The sequence below is a fragment of the Hominiventricola sp. genome, from assembly GCF_057604405.1.
Genome location: NZ_DBLYVB010000101.1, coordinates 1 through 1,211, shown reverse-complemented (window position 1 = coordinate 1,211; position 1,211 = coordinate 1). Strand labels below are relative to the sequence as shown.

Sequence of the window (1,211 nt, the reverse complement as noted above, 5' to 3'; positions counted from 1 at the left end):
TGGCAGACCTGGGACGGAAAAAAATATTATCTGAATGCAGACGGAACCATGAAAGCAAATGAGTGGATGATTGATACGGATGGATCGGTTTACTACTTCCGCAGCTGGGGTGGAGCTTACCTGAACTGCAAGGCAAGAATCAACGGCAGAAGTTATACATTCGGTGCAGACAGTAAGGTACAGGGTTCCCAGTGGGTTGTAAAAGGTGGAAAATGGTATCTGGTAAAAGACGGAAAAATTGCAACGGGCTGGCAGACCTGGGATGGAAATAAATACTACATGAATAGTGATGGAAGTATGCGCTCCAATGAGTGGAGACTGGATGATACAGGGAAAATCCGCTATCTGTGCAGCTGGGGCGGCGCATATAAGAACAGATCTGCCAAAATCAACGGACGCTCCTACACTTTTGATGGTAATGCTAATGTAACCAACATGCAGTGGATCGTGATGGATGGACAGTGGAAACTAGCAAAAGACGGAAAAATTGCAACGGGCTGGCAGACCTGGGATAATAACCGTTATTATCTGAACGCAGACGGAACCATGAAAGCAAATGAATCTTTCACGGACGGGGGAAAAACCTATTTCTTCTGCAGCTGGGGCGGAGCTTATAAAAACTGCTGGCAGACCTGGAACGGAAAAAAATATTACCTGCATGATAACGGTGCAGCCTATCAGAATGAGTGGCTGAAAACCGGAGGAAAATGGTACTGGTTCCAGGCAGACGGCACCATGGCAGTGAACACGAGCTTTACATACAAAGATAACCTGTATTTTGTGGACGGAAACGGAGTTATGCTTTCCGGATGCTGGAAAGAAGAAAACGGAGCAAAATACTATATCCGGAGCTGGGGCGGAGCCTGCAAGGATATGCAGATGAAAATTTCCGGAAAGACATATTATTTCCGATCAGACTGTAAGATGGTAACGGACCAGACGGTAAACGGAAATTACTACGGAAAAGACGGTGCGCTTACAACAAAACCAGCAGCAAAACCGACAGAAACACCGAAACCGACAGAAACACCGAAACCGACAGAAATGCCAAAACCAACGGAGACACCAAAACCGACGGAAACGCCAAAGCCGACGGAAACGCCAAAGCCGACAGAGACACCGAAGCCAACAGAGACACCAGCAGAAACCGTTTATGCAACAAGCGTAACAATTACACCGAACAGTAATCTGGAATTAACTGAAGTTGGACA

1 pseudogene is annotated in these 1,211 nt (G+C 46.5%); it reads left to right on the top strand.

Features of this window, described 5'->3' with window-relative positions:
- A pseudogene (locus ACZMB2_RS14330) lies at positions 1-1,211 on the top strand (N-acetylmuramoyl-L-alanine amidase family protein); the annotation flags it as partial.